The 17,951-nt window shown below is 65.5% G+C and carries 21 protein-coding genes; 3 read left to right on the top strand and 18 right to left on the bottom strand.

Features of this window, described 5'->3' with window-relative positions; translation table 11 throughout:
- Nucleotides 1-129: 129 nt before the first annotated feature.
- On the top strand, nucleotides 130-417 hold the full coding sequence (locus tag ACOXXX_RS05220; RefSeq protein ID WP_422825499.1) for a hypothetical protein: 288 nt from the start codon (nucleotides 130-132) through the stop codon (nucleotides 415-417).
- Nucleotides 417-2,282, top strand: coding sequence for an excinuclease ABC subunit UvrC (gene uvrC, locus ACOXXX_RS05215; protein ID WP_422825498.1), 1,866 nt, complete (start codon nucleotides 417-419; stop codon nucleotides 2,280-2,282). The genes ACOXXX_RS05220 and uvrC overlap by 1 nt, the downstream gene beginning before the upstream one ends.
- An 8-nt stretch (nucleotides 2,283-2,290) precedes the next feature.
- Here the strand turns inward: uvrC and ACOXXX_RS05210 are convergent, their stop codons facing one another.
- The 4 genes from ACOXXX_RS05210 to ACOXXX_RS05195 form a co-directional block, all read right to left on the bottom strand.
- On the bottom strand, nucleotides 2,291-2,704 hold the full coding sequence (locus ACOXXX_RS05210) for a hypothetical protein (protein WP_422825497.1): 414 nt from the start codon (nucleotides 2,702-2,704) through the stop codon (nucleotides 2,291-2,293).
- Between the two features lie 87 nt (nucleotides 2,705-2,791).
- The gene (locus ACOXXX_RS05205) at nucleotides 2,792-3,223 is read right to left on the bottom strand and encodes an acyl-CoA thioesterase (protein WP_422825496.1); all 432 of its coding nucleotides are present in this window, start codon (nucleotides 3,221-3,223) and stop codon (nucleotides 2,792-2,794) included.
- Nucleotides 3,223-3,987: a TIGR02186 family protein gene (locus ACOXXX_RS05200; protein ID WP_422825495.1), complete on the bottom strand. Its 765-nt coding sequence runs from the start codon at nucleotides 3,985-3,987 to the stop codon at nucleotides 3,223-3,225. Before ACOXXX_RS05200 ends, ACOXXX_RS05205 begins: the two co-directional genes overlap by 1 nt.
- Complete coding sequence (locus ACOXXX_RS05195; RefSeq protein ID WP_422825494.1) at nucleotides 3,987-4,901, bottom strand: sulfite exporter TauE/SafE family protein; 915 nt, start codon at nucleotides 4,899-4,901, stop codon at nucleotides 3,987-3,989. The genes ACOXXX_RS05200 and ACOXXX_RS05195 overlap by 1 nt, the downstream gene beginning before the upstream one ends.
- A gap of 113 nt (nucleotides 4,902-5,014) precedes the next feature.
- Here ACOXXX_RS05195 and ACOXXX_RS05190 point away from each other — a divergent pair, with 113 nt between their 5' ends.
- On the top strand, nucleotides 5,015-6,130 hold the full coding sequence (locus ACOXXX_RS05190) for a THUMP domain-containing class I SAM-dependent RNA methyltransferase (RefSeq protein ID WP_422825493.1): 1,116 nt from the start codon (nucleotides 5,015-5,017) through the stop codon (nucleotides 6,128-6,130).
- A gap of 24 nt (nucleotides 6,131-6,154) precedes the next feature.
- On the opposite strand, the gene ACOXXX_RS05185 is transcribed toward ACOXXX_RS05190, so the two are convergent.
- From ACOXXX_RS05185 to trpS, 14 genes are all read right to left on the bottom strand, one after another.
- Complete coding sequence (locus tag ACOXXX_RS05185) at nucleotides 6,155-7,120, bottom strand: ABC transporter permease (protein WP_422825821.1); 966 nt, start codon at nucleotides 7,118-7,120, stop codon at nucleotides 6,155-6,157.
- Nucleotides 7,120-8,214, bottom strand: a complete 1,095-nt coding sequence (locus ACOXXX_RS05180) for an ABC transporter permease (protein WP_422825492.1) — start codon at nucleotides 8,212-8,214, stop codon at nucleotides 7,120-7,122. Before ACOXXX_RS05180 ends, ACOXXX_RS05185 begins: the two co-directional genes overlap by 1 nt.
- Before the next feature lie 109 nt (nucleotides 8,215-8,323).
- Entirely contained in the window at nucleotides 8,324-9,928 is a 1,605-nt protein-coding gene (locus tag ACOXXX_RS05175; RefSeq protein WP_422825491.1) for an ABC transporter ATP-binding protein, read from the bottom strand.
- Nucleotides 9,925-10,281, bottom strand: a complete 357-nt coding sequence (locus tag ACOXXX_RS05170; protein ID WP_422825490.1) for a nuclear transport factor 2 family protein — start codon at nucleotides 10,279-10,281, stop codon at nucleotides 9,925-9,927. The genes ACOXXX_RS05175 and ACOXXX_RS05170 overlap by 4 nt, the downstream gene beginning before the upstream one ends.
- A 73-nt stretch (nucleotides 10,282-10,354) precedes the next feature.
- Nucleotides 10,355-11,344 carry a BMP family lipoprotein gene (locus tag ACOXXX_RS05165; protein WP_422825489.1) on the bottom strand — a complete coding sequence of 330 codons (990 nt, stop codon included), beginning with the start codon at nucleotides 11,342-11,344 and terminating at the stop codon, nucleotides 10,355-10,357.
- Nucleotides 11,345-11,487: 143 nt separating this feature from the next.
- Nucleotides 11,488-11,907 carry a GNAT family N-acetyltransferase gene (locus tag ACOXXX_RS05160; RefSeq protein ID WP_422825488.1) on the bottom strand — a complete coding sequence of 140 codons (420 nt, stop codon included), beginning with the start codon at nucleotides 11,905-11,907 and terminating at the stop codon, nucleotides 11,488-11,490.
- Entirely contained in the window at nucleotides 11,904-12,467 is a 564-nt protein-coding gene (gene tsaB, locus ACOXXX_RS05155; RefSeq protein ID WP_422825487.1) for a tRNA (adenosine(37)-N6)-threonylcarbamoyltransferase complex dimerization subunit type 1 TsaB, read from the bottom strand. The genes ACOXXX_RS05160 and tsaB overlap by 4 nt, the downstream gene beginning before the upstream one ends.
- Complete coding sequence (locus tag ACOXXX_RS05150; protein ID WP_422825486.1) at nucleotides 12,464-12,757, bottom strand: DUF6958 family protein; 294 nt, start codon at nucleotides 12,755-12,757, stop codon at nucleotides 12,464-12,466. The genes tsaB and ACOXXX_RS05150 overlap by 4 nt, the downstream gene beginning before the upstream one ends.
- A 9-nt stretch (nucleotides 12,758-12,766) precedes the next feature.
- Nucleotides 12,767-13,330, bottom strand: coding sequence for a NifU family protein (locus ACOXXX_RS05145; RefSeq protein ID WP_422825485.1), 564 nt, complete (start codon nucleotides 13,328-13,330; stop codon nucleotides 12,767-12,769).
- Nucleotides 13,331-13,446: 116 nt separating this feature from the next.
- Nucleotides 13,447-13,902 carry a universal stress protein gene (locus ACOXXX_RS05140; protein ID WP_422825484.1) on the bottom strand — a complete coding sequence of 152 codons (456 nt, stop codon included), beginning with the start codon at nucleotides 13,900-13,902 and terminating at the stop codon, nucleotides 13,447-13,449.
- A 103-nt stretch (nucleotides 13,903-14,005) separates the two neighbouring features.
- Nucleotides 14,006-14,869 (bottom strand): branched-chain amino acid aminotransferase, encoded by an 864-nt coding sequence (locus tag ACOXXX_RS05135; protein ID WP_422825483.1) that lies wholly within the window; start codon nucleotides 14,867-14,869, stop codon nucleotides 14,006-14,008.
- A gap of 60 nt (nucleotides 14,870-14,929) precedes the next feature.
- Nucleotides 14,930-15,415, bottom strand: coding sequence for a VOC family protein (locus tag ACOXXX_RS05130; RefSeq protein WP_422825482.1), 486 nt, complete (start codon nucleotides 15,413-15,415; stop codon nucleotides 14,930-14,932).
- 100 nt (nucleotides 15,416-15,515) lie between these two features.
- Nucleotides 15,516-16,835: an ABC1 kinase family protein gene (locus tag ACOXXX_RS05125; protein WP_422825481.1), complete on the bottom strand. Its 1,320-nt coding sequence runs from the start codon at nucleotides 16,833-16,835 to the stop codon at nucleotides 15,516-15,518.
- 67 nt (nucleotides 16,836-16,902) lie between these two features.
- Nucleotides 16,903-17,934 (bottom strand): tryptophan--tRNA ligase, encoded by a 1,032-nt coding sequence (gene trpS / locus ACOXXX_RS05120; RefSeq protein ID WP_422825480.1) that lies wholly within the window; start codon nucleotides 17,932-17,934, stop codon nucleotides 16,903-16,905.
- Nucleotides 17,935-17,951: the final 17 nt, after the last annotated feature.

Genomic DNA, 17,951 nt, shown 5'->3' with positions numbered 1-17,951 from the left:
AGAATCACATTCTGAAAGTCTAATCTGACAAAGTGGTTGTCAGTGGCGGATGACAGGTCGAGGCGGAAGCGGCGCCCGGGGCCAAAACTGACCTAGCGTCAGCTTTTGCATCCGGTTGCAAGTAAAGTTGTGCACCGCGCGACGGACCGTCACAAATCTGTTAAAAATTCCGTGCGAAGTCAGCGGCTTACTCGGAAAATCTATTTTTCTTTCAATTATTTCATGCGGTTGCAACTTTGCCCAATAAATGAGCAGATCAACGAAGTCAGGCGAATTGCAGGAAAAATCCCGGTTGCCTCAGGTTTGCACCCAGACTTATCCACAGAAACCGGGGATGCCTTTGGGGTTGTGCAGGGGCTTGGATTTTTGCAGCAGCAGCATAGAATCAAGACCATGGGCGCAGGGGTGGAAAACTGATGACGGATACGACGGAAAAGGCCGCGCTGACCGGGCACGCCTGCATTCAGTCTTATCTCAAAACGCTGGACAGCAGCCCCGGTGTCTACCGAATGCTGGATGACCAAAGCCGCGTGCTATATGTCGGCAAGGCGCGCAACCTCAAGGCGCGGGTCAGCAACTATGCCCGGCCCGCCGGACATTCGGGGCGCATCGCGCGGATGATCCGCGAAACCGCGTCGATGATGTTCCTGACCACCCGGACCGAAACCGAAGCGTTGCTGCTGGAACAGAACCTGATCAAGCAGCTCAAGCCGCGCTACAACGTGCTTTTGCGCGACGACAAGAGCTTTCCCAACATCCTCGTGACCGACCACGACTTTCCCCAGATCACCAAACATCGCGGCGCGAAAAAGGACAAGGGCCAGTATTTCGGCCCCTTCGCCAGCGCAGGCGCGGTGAACCGGACGCTCAATCAGCTGCAAAAAGTCTTCCTGCTGCGCAACTGTTCGGATTCGATGTTCCAAAGCCGCACACGCCCCTGCCTTCTGCACCAGATCAAACGCTGCAGCGCGCCTTGCGTCGGCAAGATTTCGAGCGAGGATTACAAGGACAGCGTGCGTGACGCGGCGCAGTTCCTGCGGGGCAAGACCACGCGCATCCAGGAAACGCTGGCCACCCAGATGGCCCAGGCGTCCGAGGCGATGGAGTTCGAACGCGCCGCCGCCCTGCGCGACCGCATCCGCGCGTTGACGCAGGTGCAGACGGCGCAAGGCATCAATCCCCGCGGCGTGACCGAAGCGGACGTGATCGCGCTGCATCTGGATGGCGGGCAGGCCTGCGTGCAGGTGTTTTTCATCCGTGCCAACCAGAACTGGGGCAACCGCGACTTCTATCCGCGCGTCGGCGCCGATGTGGACGAGGCCGAAGTGCTCGAGGCGTTCCTGGGCCAGTTCTACGACACCAAGGAACCCGCGCGGCTGATCCTGCTCAGCCACGCGATCGAGAACACCGACCTGATGGAAGAGGCGCTGACCGGCAAGCTGGGGCGCAAGGTCGAACTGGCGGTGCCCCTGCGCGGCGAAAAGGCCGAGCTGGTGGAAGGGGCGGCGCGCAACGCCCGCGAAAGCCTGGCGCGAAAGATGGCCGAAACCGCGACGCAGGGAAAGCTTCTGAAAGGCCTGGCCGAGGCCTTTGGGCTTGAGGCGCCGCCCGAGCGGATCGAGGTCTACGACAACAGCCATATTCAGGGCACGAATGCCGTCGGCGCGATGATCGTTGCGGGGCCCGAAGGGCTGATGAAGGGCCAGTACCGCAAGTTCAACATCAAGGGCGCCGATCTTGTGCCTGGCGACGACTTCGGCATGATGAAAGAGGTGCTGGAACGCCGGTTCAAACGCCTTCTCAAGGAAGACCCGGACCGCGACAAGGGGCTTTGGCCCGACCTGCTGCTGATCGACGGCGGGGCGGGGCAGGTGTCGGCGGTCGCGGGCATCATGCGCGACCACGGGGTCGAGGATATTCCGATGGTGGGCGTGGCCAAGGGCATCGACCGCGATGCCGGCAAAGAGGAGTTTCACCGCGTCGGCCAGCGCCCCTTTGCGCTGCGCCACAACGATCCGGTGCTCTATTTCGTGCAGCGTCTGCGGGACGAGGCGCACCGCTTTGCCATCGGCACCCATCGCGCGAAACGGTCCAAGTCCATTGGCGCCACACCGCTGGACGACGTGCCCGGCGTGGGGGCCGCGCGCAAACGCGCGCTGCTGGCGCATTTCGGATCGGCCAAGGCCGTGGCCCGCGCCAACCTGTCGGACCTCACCGCGGTCGAGGGCGTGTCAGAGGCGCTGGCCGAACGGATCTACGGCTTTTTCCACGAACAGGGCTGAACCGCGATCTACTGGATCGACAGGTCGATGGTGAACCCGGATGTCTTGCCGGTGTCGCTGTCATTGCCCATCTGGTAGACGCGGATCGTGTAGGTTCCGTCCGTCGGCAACGCCTGCGTGACGCTGTTGCCGTCCATCGAGCTGTTGTAGATCGCGAGGCCATCCGACCCCGGCGGCAGGATGTTGAAAAAGACCGAGCCGTTGCCGTTGCTGTCGGTCACGTTCAGTTCCACGAACATCTCTTGCCCGGCCTTCGCGCCCAGACGGTAGTCGATGTATTCATCACCGATGATCGCGCCGTTCACCATCGTGCCATAGTTTCCGGCCTCGAACCGGACGTCGGACGTGGACTGCGCAAGAAGGGGCGTGGCCAGCGTGACAAGGCCCAGAAAAGCTCCGAAAACGGCGGTGCGGCGTGACATGGCGGTCCTTTCGGCAGATGTTGCTTTGGGGTGGTGGTGCCCAAAGTCTACGCGAAGGCCGGGAAAAAACAATTTTTGGTTGCCGTTCTAGACCGCAATCCGCGACAGGATTTCGCGCAGATGGTCGGACAGCGGCGCGGGCCGCCCGTCGGCATCCACGTTCACCTGCGCAAAGAACCCGGTGGCGCAGGCGCTGTCCTCGTCATTGCGAAAGAGGCCCAGCTCGTAGCGGAACGAACTGCGGCCCAGGTGCCCCAGCCGCAGACCGGCGTGGATCAGATCGGGGAACCCCGCCTCGGCGTAGTAGCTGCAGCCGTTTTCGACCACCAGGAACCGGTTTGCCTGAGGTCCGCGTATCTCGATCCCCTGATCCATCTGCCAAAGGCTGACGGCGGTGTCGAACAGCGAAAAATAGGTGGCGTTGTTCATGTGGCCGTATTCGTCATTGTCCATCCAGCGCGTCGGCAACGCGCGGAAGCTGGCGAAATCGGCACGGACGGGGGCGGCGGGGCGGGCCATCAGCCGGGCCTCAGGTACCGCGCCGCGGCCGAGGCCGACCAGCCCGCCGCGATGGCGATGGCGATGGACAGCAACCCGTAGATCAGCGGCTGATTGCGCGACAGGTTGAACAGCCACCGCTCCAGCCCGACCTTGCGCACGTCGATGGCGGCATCATGTTCCGCAATGACCACACCGCCCCGTGTCAGCAGAATGCGGGTGCTGTAGATGCCTTCGGTCAGGTTCGCGGGGAGGGCGACGGCGGTGTTGAACAGCGTCTGTTCGCGCAGGGTCACGGTTTCCTCGCGCAGCTGATACAGGTCGTTGTTCTCTCGGATGCGGATCAGCGCCTCGGTAAAGCTTTGACTGTCCTGGATCGACATCGGCGCGCCGACAGACCGGATCGCACGCGGGATCGACACCTTGTAGCGCAGATCCTCGATATCGCTGATCGTGTCGCTCCAGGGGGCGCTTGTGGCCACCGCATAGAAGGACGGGGCCAGATCCACCTCGACCGCGTCGGTGTTGACCCAGATCCCGAACCGGCGTTCCTTGCGCCGCACGGTCAGCGGACGGCGCGGGCCCGCCACCGTGACCAGCACCTGCAACGGATCCTCGGGAATGGCCGTTTCGCGCTTGATCGCGCCGAAGATCAGGATTTCGGAGCCGTCGAAATTCGCGGTGATCGCCACCTCGTCCTGGCTCAGGCCCAGCACCACCTCTTCCTGCGCGAACAGGCGTAGCGGCAGCAGGCTCAGCATAAGGATCGCCAGCGCCCGCCGCATCACAGGCTCCTCGTGGCGTCGACCGAATAAAGCTCGGACGGTGTGATCAGCAGTTCAAGCGCCAGCTTGCCGCAGACCGCCAGCACCAGCAGCGCCAGCAGGATCCGCAGCTGTTCGGCCTTGAGCCGCATGCCGATCACCGTGCCCAGCTGCGCCCCCACCACGCCGCCGACGATCAGCGCAAGCGCCAGCACCAGGTCGACGGTGTAGTTCGTGGTGGCGTGCAAAAGCGTGGTGAACGCGGTGACAAAGATGATCTGGAAAAGCGACGTGCCGATCACGACCTTGGTGGGCATGCCCAGCAGGTAGATCATCGCGGGCACCATGATGAACCCGCCGCCCACGCCCATGATCGCCGCCAGCAAACCGACCGACACGCCCACCAGAACCGGCGGAATGGCCGAGATATAAAGCCCGGAGGTGCGGAACCGCATCTTGAAGGGCAGCCCGTGCACCCAGCCGTGATGGCGGCGCTTGGGCGGACCGCCGCGCTTTGACCGGCGCAGCGCGCGCAGGGACTCCACGAACATCAGCGCCCCGATGATGCCCAGGAAAACCACGTAACACAGGCGCACCAGCAGATCGACCTGGCCGATCTCGCGCAGCAGGTTGAAGACGTAGACCCCGAGCGCCGCGCCGATCAGGCCGCCCACCAGCAGCACCGTGCCCATGCGCAGATCGACCGTCCGCCGCTTGAGATGCGCCAGCACCGCCGAGATCGAGGAGGCGACGATCTGGTTGGCCCCGGTGGCCACCGCCACGGCGGGCGGGATGCCCATGAAGAACAGCAGCGGCGTGATCAGAAAGCCGCCGCCCACCCCGAACATGCCCGACAACATGCCCACGACCGTGCCCACCCCAAGAAGCAGGTAAAGATTGACCGCGACCTCGGCGATGGGAAGGTAGACTTGCATATCTCACTTTGCGCCCAGGCGGCGCGCAATGGCAACACGTCAGATGCGCAGAACCGGCGCTCCGCGACATGTTTGCTGTCGTAGAGCGCAGCAAAAGCGGCTAAGCCACGCGGATGGCAGAAACATCCAAGTTCGAGATTTTCCTGGTGGCGGTGCCGGGTCTGGAAGCGCCGCTCTTGCAAGAGGCGCAGGCGGCAGGCTTTGCGGGCGCAGAGGCGGTGCCCGGCGGTGTCGCGTTCCAGGGCGGTTGGCCAGAGGTGTGGCGCGCCAATCTGGTGCTGCGCGGGCCCAGCCGGGTTCTGGCGCGGATCGGGGAGTTTCGGGCCTTTCACCTGGCGCAGCTCGACAAACGCGCGCGGAAATTTCTATGGGGCGACAGCCTGCGCGCCGACGTGCCGGTCAAGGTCGAGGTGACGTGCCGCGCCTCCAAGATCTACCACGCCGGGGCCGCTGCCCAGCGGATCGAAACCGCCCTGCGCGAAGAAATGGGTGTGCAGATCGCCGCCGACGCCAGCGTCAGGCTCAAGGTCCGCATCGACGACAATCTGGTGATCCTCAGCGTCGATACCTCGGGCGAGGGGCTGCACAAGCGTGGCCACAAACAGGCCATCGGCAAGGCCCCGATGCGCGAAACGCTGGCGGCGCTTTTCCTGCGGCAATGTGGCTTTGACGGGTCCGAACCGCTGCTGGACCCGATGTGCGGCTCTGGCACCTTCGTGATCGAAGCGGCGGAGATCGCGTCGGGCCTGCTGCCGGGGCGGTCCCGCCGCTTTGCCTTCGAGGATCTGGCGCGTTTTGACGCCGACGCCTTCGCCGCGATGAAGACCGCACCGTCAGGCGGCGTGCCGGACCTGCGGTTCTTCGGCCATGACCGTGACGCGGGCGCCGTGCGGATGGCCACCGAAAACGCCGCCCGCGCCGGGGTGGCAGAGTGCACCACCTTTACAGCCGGTCAGGTCAGCGACCTTGTCCCGCCCGAAAGCCCGCCGGGGCTGATCATGGTCAACCCGCCCTACGGCGGGCGCATCGGCAACAAGAAACTGCTTTTCGGGGTCTACGCGGCCTTGGGTGAGCGTCTGAAAACGCAGTTTTCAGGCTGGCGCGTCGGCATGGTGACAAGCGAACCGTCGCTGGCCAAGGCGGCAGGCCTGCCGTTCAGGCCCGCAGGTCCGCCGGTGCCCCATGGCGGGCTGAAGATCCGCCTCTACCACACCGGACCGCTGCGCTGAGCGCGAAAAGGGGCGTAAGGTGCCTCAGCGTTCCTTGACATAGGGCTCGCCACCGGCCCGCGGCGGGATCGCCTTGCCGACAAAGCCCGCGAGGATCACCACCGTGAGGATGTAGGGCAGGGCGTCCATGAACTGCACCGGGATGACAAAGCCGCCAAGGTCGATGTTCTGATACCGCAGCGCCACCGCCTGCAAGAGGCCGAAGAGCAGACAGGCATAAAGCGCGTACCAGGGCCGCCACTTGGCAAAGATCAGCGCCGCCAGCGCGATGTAGCCGCGACCGGCGGTCATGTCCTTGACGAAGCCCGCTTGCAGCCCTGTGGCCAGATAGGCACCCGCGACACCGCACAGCACGCCGCAGATCGCGATGGCGGCATAGCGCAGGCCGATGACCGACACGCCGGCGGTGTCCACCGCTTCGGGCGCCTCGCCCACGGCGCGCAGGCGCAGGCCGAACCGGGTGCGGAACAGGATCCACCAGGTCGCGGGCACGCAAAGAAAGGCGACGTAGACCAGGATCGAATGGCCCGAAATCAGTTCCGCATAGATCGGGCCCAGAATCGGCACGCCCGACAGCGCCTCGGCAAAGGGCAGGGTGATATTCTCGAACCGGCCCGCGCCCATCAGCGACGGCGTGCGGCCGCCCTGGGAAAACCAGTCCTGCGCGATCAGCACCGTCATGCCCGCCGCCAGAAAGTTGATCGCCACGCCCGAGATCAGCTGGTTGCCGCGAAAGGTGATCGAGGCCAGCCCGTGGATGCCCGAAAGCACCATCGACGCGGCGATCCCCGCCAGCAGGCCCAGCCAGACAGACCCGGTGATAGACGCGGTGGCGGCGGCGAAAAAGGCCGACGCGAGCATCTTGCCCTCAAGCCCGATGTCGAAGATGCCGGCGCGTTCGGAAAAGAGCCCCGCCAGACAGGCCAGAAGCAGCGGCGTGGCCAGCCGCACGGTGCTGTCGAGCACCTGAAGAAGGGTCAGGAAATCCATCATGCCCCCCCTTTGCGCGCCGCCAGGAACACCCGTTCAAGCGGCATCCGCACCATGTTGTCGAGCGCGCCGGTAAAGAGGATCACCAGCGCCTGGATCACCACGATCAATTCGCGCGGGATGTTCGTCCAGAGCGCGAGTTCGGCCCCGCCCTGGTAGAGGAACCCGAAAAGGATCGCCGCCAGCAGCACGCCCAGCGGGTGATTGCGGCCCATCAGCGCCACGGCGATGCCGATGAAGCCCGCGCCCTCGGTGGCGTTCATCACCAGCCGCTCTGCCTCGCCCATGGTGGTGTTGATCGCCATCATGCCTGCCAGCCCGCCCGAGATGAGCATCGCCACGATGGTGATGCGCACCGGCGAAATACCGGCGTAGCGTGCGGCGGATTCCGAATGGCCGAAGGCACGGATCTCATAGCCCAGCCGGGTGCGCCAGATCAGGAACCAGACCAGCACGCAGGCGAGAAGGGCGATGAAAAAGCTCACGTTCGCGGGCGCGCCACGAAACATCGGTGCAGCGGCGGTCGAAAACATGTCCTGAAAGGTGGGCAGCGACGTCGCCTCGGGAAACCGTGCGGTCGCCGGGTCCATGGAGCCGACGGGCCGCAGCAGATTGACGAGGATATAATTCAGCAGGGCGGCCGCGATGAAGTTGAACATGATCGTAGTGATCACGATATGGCTGCCGCGCTTGGCCTGCAGATAGGCCGGGATGAGCGCCCAAAGCGCGCCAAAGAGCGCCGCGCCGACGCTGGCAAAGACCAGCGCCACAGTCCAGTGCGGCCAGGGGATGTAAAGGCAGACAAGCGCCACCCCAAGGCCGCCCAGCATGGCCTGCCCCTCGCCCCCGATGTTGAACATGCGCGCGTGAAAGGCCACCGATACCGCAAGCCCGGTGAAGATGAAGTTCGTCGCGTAATAAAGCGTGTAACCCCAGCCCGAGGACCGCATCAGCGCCCCCTCGACCATCAGCTTGAACGCCTCGACCGGGCTTTCGCCGATGGCCAGGATCACCAGCGCCGACAGGATTGCCGCTAGCAGAAGCGAGATCAGAGGAACCAGGACCGCGTCGGCCCAGTTGGGCATTCTATCCATGGCGGTACCACTGGCACCCGCGTTTGAGGGAGAAAGTCGTCGGAATGCCCAGATAGCCCCTCCGATCATCCCGCCAGCTAAGGCAGCTAGAACTAATGTTTGTATCACGCTATACATGCTGGCTAGAGCCCCGCGCCTCTTTGGCGTTCAGTTGTGCATCCACCGCTTCGATCAGCGGGCGGTCGGGCGTTTCGGTGATGCCCGCCATCATCAGGCCCAGCTCTTTCTGATCGGTCTCGGCGGGGTCGCGAACGCCCATGATCCGGCCGTCGAACATCACCGCGATCCGGTCCGACAGCGAAAAGATCTCGTCAAGCTCCACCGACACCAGCAGGATCGCCTTGCCCGCATCGCGCAGCGCCACGATCTGCTGGTGAATGAATTCGATGGCGCCGATGTCGACGCCGCGCGTCGGCTGGCCGATCAGCAGGATGTCGGGATTGCGCTCGATCTCGCGCGCCAGAACGATCTTCTGCTGGTTGCCGCCGGAAAAGTTGCGGGCGGTCAGGTTCGGGTTGGGCGGGCGCACGTCGAACCGCTCCATCTTGGCGGCCGCATCGTCGCGGATCGCGGCGTTGTTCATCAGCAGGCCCAATTGCAGCGCCGGGTCGCGGTGATAGCCGAAGGCGGTGTTTTCCCAGGCGGTGTAGGGCATGATCAGCCCCTCGCGCTGGCGATCCTCTGGCACATGGGCGATGCCTCGGGCGCGGCGGCTTTGCCCGTCCGATCCGGCACCGGTCAGGTCGATCTCTTCGCCGTTGACGCGGACGGTGCCGGTCGCGTCGGCATAGCCGCCCAGCACCTCGAGCAGTTCGGACTGGCCGTTGCCCGCAACCCCGGCCAGCCCCAGGATCTCGCCCGCGCGCACCTCGAGGCTGATGCCGCGCAGCCGCTCCACCCCCTTGTCGTCGGTCAGGCGCAGGTTCTCGACCTCGAGCACGCGTGAGCCGGGCTGCGCGGGTTTCTTGTCCACGCGCAGCAGCACCTTGCGGCCCACCATCAGCTCGGCCAGATGTTCGGGCGAGGTCTCGGATGTCTTCACGGTCGCGGTCATCTCGCCCCGGCGCATCACCGACACGGTGTCGGTGATCTCCATGATCTCGCGCAGCTTGTGGGTGATGAGGATGATCGTCTTGCCCTCGGCCCGCAGGTTGTCGAGGATGCGAAAGAGGTGATCGGCCTCGGCCGGGGTCAGCACGCCGGTGGGTTCGTCGAGGATCAGGATATCGGCCTGGCGGTACAGCGCTTTGAGGATTTCGACCCTCTGCTGGTGCCCGACGCTCAGGTTTTCGATCCGCGCATCCGGGTCGACGTTCAGTTCGTATTCGCTGGCCAGCTGTTTCAGCACCCCGCGCGCCTTGGCCAGGCTGGGACGCAGCAGCCCGCCGTCCTCGGCCCCGAGGATGACGTTTTCCAGCACGGTGAAATTCTGCACCAGCTTGAAATGCTGGAAGACCATGCCGATGCCCGCGGCGATGGCGGCCTGGCTGTCGGGAATCTCGGTCTTCTTGCCGCCGACGAAAATCTCGCCCGCGTCGGCCTTGTAAAAGCCGTAGAGGATCGACATCAGCGTGGATTTCCCCGCGCCGTTTTCGCCGATGATCCCGTGGATCGTCCCGGGCATCACCCGGATCGAAATGTCCTTGTTCGCCTGAACCGGACCGAAGGCCTTGGAAATGCCCTTGAGTTCGATGGCAGGCGCGGCGGTGGTCATGCGGGCTCTCCGGTGCCGGTGAAGCCGACCATGCGGATGATCGCGCCGCTGTCGTCGAGATCTGCAAAGTACTGCCCGCGCACCATCGTGGCGCCGTCGCGCATGAAATCGACCGTCGCGCGGGCAAAGCCGTGATGCGCCGACACGTCGACCACCTCGGCAGTGGCGCCGGGCATGTTGCTGGTGAACATGGCGATATAGTCCAGGAACGCCGGAACCGTGGCCACCGGGTCGGGCGTGTTGGGGTCGGTATAGGCGAAGGATGCGCCGGTCACCTCTTCGATGGTGCTTTGGCGCAGGGCGGCATCTTCCATCCCCCAGGCGGCAAAAAAGTTGCGGATCGCGTCGGACATGAGGAAGCCTTTCAATAAAGCGGGGGCCGCACCGCAGGTGGGCCGGCCCCCGGGATCGGTCTGCCGGGGCGGATTATTCCACCGGGCAGGCGTTGTCGGACATGTAGTCGTGCACCATCAGTTCGCCGCTGGCGATCTTGGACGCGGCCTCGTCCACCGTGGCCTGCATGTCTTCGGTGACCAGATCGGCATTGTATTCGTCCATCGCGTAGCCGATGCCGCCGTTGCCGACGCCCATGACATTGATGCCGACCTCAAGATCGGGACCCGCCGACATGGCATCGTAGACCGCGTTGTCGACCCGCTTGAGCATCGAGGTCAGAACCTCGCCCGGGTGCAGGTAGTTCTGGTTGCTGTCGACGCCGATGGACAGGATGTCCTCGTCCGCGGCGGTCTGCAGCACGCCCACGCCGGTGCCGCCCGCCGCGGCATAGACCACGTCGGCGCCCTGGCTGATCTGGGCCTTGGTCAGCTCGGACCCCTTCACCGGGTCGTTCCAGGCCGCCGGGGTGGTGCCGGTCATGTTCTGGATCACGGTGGCATCGGGGTTCACCGCCTTTACGCCCTGCACATAGCCGCAGGCGAATTTGCGGATCAGCGGGATGTCCATGCCGCCGATGAACCCGACGGTGCCCGACTCAGACGCCATCGCCGCCATCATGCCGACAAGGTAGCTGCCTTCGTGTTCGTTGAACACGACCGAGCGGACGTTGGGCGCGTCGACCACCATGTCGATGATCGCGAACTTGGTGTCGGGATAGTCGGGGGCCACCTCGCCCAGCACGTTGCCGAAGGCAAAGCCGGTCATCACGATGGGGTTGTTGCCGTTCTCGGCAAAGCGGCGCAGCGCCTGTTCGCGCTGTGCTTCGGACTGCAGTTCGATCTCGCGGAACGACTCGCCGGTTTCCTCGGCCCAACGCTGCGCGCCGTTGAACGCCGCCTCGTTGAAGGATTTGTCGAACTTGCCGCCAAGGTCGAAGATCAGCGCGGGTTCGGCCGCTGCGGCGCCTGCACTCAGCGCCAGCGTGGCGGCCGCGCCGAGGAATTTCTGCATGAGGGTCATTCGTTGCTCCCAGGTGTTGGATGGGCGGCGGGCGCGTGGCCCTGCCGCTCTTTGGCTGATCCTGTCAGATCAGGTGCAATTAAGGCCGCAGGCGGCGCTGGGGGTCAACCGGTTTTTCGGGGGCAGGGCGGGCGTTTGGCCCTTTAACCTCGGGTCACTGCGCGCGACATGAGCAGCGCATCGGTGGCGCTGCCGTCGCTCTGGCGGTAATAGCCGCGCCGCCGCCCGGTCTGGCTGAACCCGTGCCGGGCGTAGAAGGCCAGCGCCGGGGCGTTGCCCGCCTCGACCTCCAGGAACACCGTCGCGACACCGCGCGCCCGCGCCTGTCCGATCGCCCGCTCCAGCACCGCAGACCCATGGCCACGGCGCTGCCGGTCGGGATCGGTGGCGATGGCCAGGATTTCCGCCTCGTCCACCACCACCCGCATCAGGCAGAACGCCTCGGGCGTGGCGGTAAGCTGCGTGGTCGGCTGGTCCAGCAGATCGGCGAAGTCGCGGGCCGACCATGGCACCATGTGGCGATAGGCCCGTGCCTGCAGCGCGCTCAGCGCCTCGGGTGTCATCCCAGCCGCACCGGCGGCGCGTCGCGCGACGGCGCGGCATCCGCGGGCTTGATGTAAAGGGGTGCGGGCGGGGGCCCGTTCGGCGCGGCGGCGGCCACCCGCGCCATGGCGGTCACAAGCGCGGCGGGGGCGGGGGGCAGCATCGGTGCGCCGGGGGCCTCGGCCTCGCGAATATAGGCGGGGGCGCCGCCGGGCGCACGGACATACAGGTGATCGCGCGGTGCCGGTACCCCGGCCAGCGCCTCCGGCGCGTCGTGATGGATCGCGTCAAACGTGCTGACGCCGACGGCGGGAATGTTCAGCGCCAGCGCAAGACCGCGCGCGGCAGAGACCGCGATGCGGATGCCGGTGAAGTTGCCCGGGCCTGTGCCGACGCCGATCCGGTCGAGATCCGCCCAAGCGTACCCATGCTCCGCCAGCAGGTCCTCAAGCAGCGGCATCAGCCGCTCCGCCTGTCCCTTCGCCATCTCTTCGGCGCGCGTAGCAAGCACCGCGTCCCCGCGCAATAGCGCCGCAGCACACCAGGGACCCGAGGTGTCGAAGGCCAGTGTCAGGGTCATGAGGGGCGGTGGAAGGTCAGCGGCTTAGTGTCGGCGCGCGCCACCAGTCCCTTGGCCTCAAGATCAAGCTGCACGCATTTCACCCACCAGCCAAGCTTGTCGCCGCCGGGAAACAGGTCCTGCGGCAGATCGGGGCGCATGGCGTCCTTCAGCTGGGCATTGGTCAGCCCCGGCGCGCCCTTCGGCAGCACCTTCAGCATCAACTCGCGGATGGCCGTGTATTTCGCCGCATCCACCCGGGTCACTTGCCCCGGATGGTTGACGTTCTCGACCGCGACCTTGTCCGCCATCGTCCCGGATCAGACCGCGACGGGGCGCACTTCGGTGACTTCGGGGATATAATGGCGCAGCAGGTTCTCGATCCCCATCTTCAGCGTCAGGGTCGAGGACGGGCAGCCCGCGCAGGCGCCCTGCATGTGCAGGTAGACCACGCCGCGCTCGAACCCGTGAAAGGTGATGTCGCCACCATCCTGCGCCACGGCCGGGCGCACGCGGCTGTCCAGCAGCTGCTTGATCTGGCCCACCACCTCGGCATCCTCGCCGCTGTGTTCGGCATGGCCGTCACCACCGTGCGCGTCGTCCTTCATCACCGGCTGACCGGACTGAAAATGCTCCATGATCGCGCCCAGAATGGCGGGTTTGACATGATCCCAGTCGGTGTCGTCGCCCTTGGTCACGGTGACGAAATCGGTGCCGAAGAACACGCCCTTCACACCCTCGACACTGAACAGCCGCGCCGCCAGCGGCGACGCCTCAGCACCCTCGGAAGAGGGGAAATCAGCGGTGCCCATCTCCAGCACGGTCTGGCCGGGCAGGAATTTCAGCGTCGCTGGATTCGGGGTGGATTCGGTCTGGATGAACATCGGTGCCGTCCTTTCGCGCATGGACTTCTTATATGCGCCCGAGGGCCGCAGGCGTCAACCGCTTAGAACGATTCTAATTTGGACCTGGCCGGGGATCGCGCGCGGAACGCGTCCGCTCAGGTGATCGCTTCGAGCCGTTCCTTGCTCAGATCGCCGGGCACGATGGTGATCGGTATCGGCAGGCTGCCCGCGATGCGGCTCAGCTGCGTGACCAGCGGACCGGGGCCCTTCTTGTCGGTGCCGGCCCCCAGCACCAGCACCCCGATCTCGGGGTCGTCGCGCACCTGGGCGATGATCTCGGGCTGCGGTTCGCCTTCGCGGATCAAAAGCTCGGGGTCGACGCCCTGCTTGTCGCGCATCCATTTGGCGAAGACCTCGAAATGCGCGACGATCCTTTCGCGTGCCTCTTCGCGCATGATGTCGCCCACCCCGATCCAGTGGTTGAACTCATCGGGTGGGATCACCGACAGGATCGTCACCCCGCCCCCGGTATGGGCTGCGCGCATCGCGGCGAACCGCATGGCATTCAGACATTCGCGGCTGTCATCCAGCACGACAAGGAACTTGCGCATCTTCGAACTCCTTCGGCGTGATCATGGCGCAGGCGCTTCGGGCTGGCAACAACCGTCCTTCGCCGTGACGCGGGGGATCTGCCCCAAGGCACGCGCAGCCGTGTCAGCCTTCAGAGCTGGCCCAGTCCCAATAAAGCGACCGGGCCCGGCGCGCGATGGGGCCGACCTGGTATTGCGTGTCGTCGAAGGCGGTCACCGGCGTGATCTTGTTCATGTTGCCGGTGGCGAACACCTCGTCGGCAGCGTGGAAATCGCCGAAGCTCAGCACCGTTTCCACCACCTCGATGCCGTCGGCGCGCAGGTTCTGGATGTGCCGGGCGCGGGTGATCCCGGCGAGGAAGGTGCCGTTGGGCACCGGCGTCATCACCACGCCGTCGCGCACCATGAAGATGTTGGCTGTGGCGGTTTCGGCGACATTGCCCATGGCATCGGCCACCAGCGCGTTGGAAAACCCCTTGGACCGCGCTTCGGTCAGCATGCGGGCATTGTTGGGATAAAGGCACCCGGCCTTGGCGTTGACCACCGCATCCTCCATCACCGGGCGGCGGAACCGCGTCCGGGTCAGGGTCAGCGACGCGCTTTCGGGGGCCATGGGGATCGCCTCGAGACAGATGGCAAAGCCGGTTTCCTCGGGCTGCGGCACGATGGCGGTCACGTCGCCGTTGATCGCCCAGTACATCGGGCGGATGTAGACGGCGGCGTCCTTGGGATAGGCGGACAGCCCCTCGTGCACGATGGCCAGCATCTCGTCCACGCTGACCGTCGGTGTGACCATCAGCGCGCGGGCAGAGTTGTTCACCCGGTCGCAATGGGCGCGCAGGTCCGGGGTCAGCCCGTTCACCGACCGTGCCCCGTCGAACACGGTCGATCCCAGCCACGACCCGTGGTCGGCGGCACGCATTACCGGCACGTCGCCGTCGTGCCACTGGCCGTTGAAAAAGGTGCGGATGTTGCTGCCGGTGGCCATGTCGTTCCCTCTGATCGTCGATGCGCGACCCTAGGCCGGGGCGGGTGCCACGTCCAGTGGTCAGGCGGCGTCGGCCAGCAGGGCGGCAAGGTCAAGCCGGGCGTTCGTCATCTGCAAGGTGCCGTCGGCCCCGCGCGGCCAGTCTTCGGGCGGGCGGTCGCGGTAGATCTCGATGCCGTTGCCGTCGGGGTCGTCGAAATAGACCGCCTCGGACACGCCGTGATCGGCCGCGCCGGTGATCCGCACACCCGCGTCCAGCACCCGTTTCAGCGCCGCCCCCAGGGCGGCGCGGTCGGGATAAAGGAAGGCGGCGTGATAAAGCCCGGTGCTGCCCGGCGCGGGAGGACGCCCGCCGCGGCTTTCCCAGGTGTTCAGACCGATGTGGTGGTGATACCCGCCCGCGCCCAGAAACGCGGCCTGATCGCCAAAGGTCTGCTGCAACTCGAACCCCATCACGTCGCGGTAGAAAGCGATGGAGCGGTCGAGGTCGGCCACCCGCAGGTGCACGTGTCCGATCCGGGTGTCGGGATGTGTGGTCTGGCTCATCTTTTGTCTCTCTTGCTGAGAAAAAGATGATAGCCATGGCTGCAATATCCGCAAAGTGGCGCAGATGAACCGTTTCGGTGCGCAGGCGCACGGAAGCCCGTCAGGCGTAGGGCGCCAGCAGCGCGGGCATGTCGACGCGGGCGCGCAGGCGGGCGGCCAGCAGGTAAAGCCCGCCGATCTTGCGGTGCAGGAACAGCGTTTCGGGTGGCGGCACATCGGCAAAGCTGCGGTCGGTGGCAAACTGCAATCCCATCGCCTGCAGATCGGCGATCTGCGTGGCGGTGCCAAAGTCGAACGCCCCCTCGCTGGACAGCGGCGCAAAGGCCACCTCCATCATCTCCAGCAACAGGGCGGCATGATGCGGCGCGGTCGCGTCGGACAGATAGCCAATGTCATGCGCCGCCGTCCGCAGCCGGTCGCGGTCGCGGCTCAGGGCGGCGTGCAGCAGGCGCCGGAACTTTACGGCACTCTCGGGCGGGATGTCGCGGGTGGCGCCAAAGTCCAGCAGGACGATCCGCCCGGTGTCGGCCTGATAGCGGTAGTTGGCGAAATTGGGATCTGTCTGCATCAGCCGCAGATCGAAGAGCTCGGCCAGCACCAGCTCCAGCAAATGCGTGGTCACCCGGTCGCGGGTCGCCTGATCGGCGCTCTCCAACGCTTCGACCGGGGTGCCGGGCAGGAAATCCATCGCCAGTATGTCGCGCGTCGTCAGATCGGCGTGCAGGCGCGGCACGGCAAAGCGGGCATCGCCCGCCAACACCTCGTGGAACCGGGCAAGATAGCGGCCCTCGCGCTGGTAGTCGGCCTCTTCATGCAGCTGCGCACGCGCCTCGGCCAGGAAAGGCGCAAGGTCCAGCCCCTTTGGCAGCAGGCCCGACATTCGCAGCAGCGACGCGACATTCGCCAGATCGCTGTCGATGGCGCGGCGCACGCCCGGATATTGCACCTTGATCGCCAGATCGCGGCCATCGCGGGTACGCGCCCTGTGCACCTGTCCGATGGACGCGGCGGCGATGGGGCGGACGTCGAACCGGGCAAAGCGTGTCAGGAAATCTGCGCCCCAGTTGTCGGTCAGCACCTTCTTCAGCTGCGGGCCGGGCATGACATGGGCGTCGTCGCGCAGCCGGGCCAGGATCTGCGCCAGTTCGGGCGGCAGGAACTCGCCCGCCTCCATCGACAGAAGCTGGCCCATCTTCATCGCCGCGCCGCGCATCTGGCTGAGCTGCGCGGTCAGGCGCGTGGCATTGGCCGGGGTCAGCAGCAGCCCGCGCCAGTCCGGGCGCTGACCGCTGGCCAGTTGCCGGGTGCCGTGAACGGCGGCAGAGCCGAGAATGCCGGTGGTCATCGCCCCGAACCGGCCAAGCCGGGGCAGGCGGCCCGCTGGCACGCGAAATTCACGGGGGGGATCGCTGTCGGTCATCGGCCTCTGGCTCCGGGGATGGGTCAGAGGTAAGGCGCGCGCCGCCCGGGGCAACGCGCGCGGCGCGTCAGCGTACCATGCCGACGATGTCGTAGGTCTTTTCGACGATGGGCGTGGCGATGGCGCGGGCCTGCTCCGACCCGCGGCGCAGGATCGCGTCGATCTCGTCCGGTTGCTCCATCAGCCGCGCCATTTCGCCCGAGATCGGGGCCAGCTTTTCCACCGCGAGTTCTGACAGCATCGGCTTGAACTCGGAAAACTGCTTGCCGCCCACGTCGCGCAGCACCGCCTCGACCGACTGGTCGTTGAGCGCGGCGTAGATGTTGACGAGGTTGCGCGCCTCGGGCCGGTCCTCCAGCCCCTTCACATCGGACGGCAGCGGCTCTGGATCGGTGCGGGCCTTGCGGATCTTGCCGGCGATGGTGTCGGCATCGTCGGTCATGTTGATCCGGCTCATGTCCGACGGATCGCTCTTCGACATCTTCTTGGACCCGTCGCGCAGGCTCATCACCCGTGTCGCCGCGCCTTCGATCACCGGTTCGGTCAGGGGAAAGAATTCCACCCCGTAATCGTGATTGAACTTGGTCGCGATGTCGCGGGCCAGTTCCAGATGCTGTTTCTGATCCTCGCCCACCGGCACATGGGTGGTGTGATAGGTCAGGATGTCGGCGGCCATCAGCGCCGGATAGGCGAATAGACCGAGCGAGGCGTTTTCGGCATTCTTGCCCGCCTTGTCCTTGAACTGGGTCATCCGCTTCATCCAGCCCATGCGCGCCACACAGTTGAAGATCCACGCCATCTGCGCGTGTTCGGGCACCTGGGACTGGTTGAAAAGGATCGACTTTTCCGGGTCGATGCCGCTGGCGATAAAGCCCGCGCACAGTTCGCGCGTGGCGCGGCGCAGCTTGTCGGGATCCTGCCAGACGGTGATCGCATGCAGGTCGACCATGCAGAAAATCGACTGGACGCCACTGTTCTGGCTGTCGGCGAACCGCTTGAGCGCGCCCAGGTAGTTGCCCAGCGTCAGCCCGCCCGAGGGCTGGATCCCCGAGAACACGCGCTGGCTGAAAGCGGGAGAGGTTTGGACCCCCTCGGACATGGCAAATCTCCGTCTGG

The organism is Thalassococcus sp. BH17M4-6 (genome assembly GCF_049323015.1).
Taxonomy (GTDB): domain Bacteria; phylum Pseudomonadota; class Alphaproteobacteria; order Rhodobacterales; family Rhodobacteraceae; genus Puniceibacterium.
The sequence above is the reverse complement of the archived record's forward strand: the minus strand, read 5'-3'. Positions and strand labels throughout refer to the sequence as shown.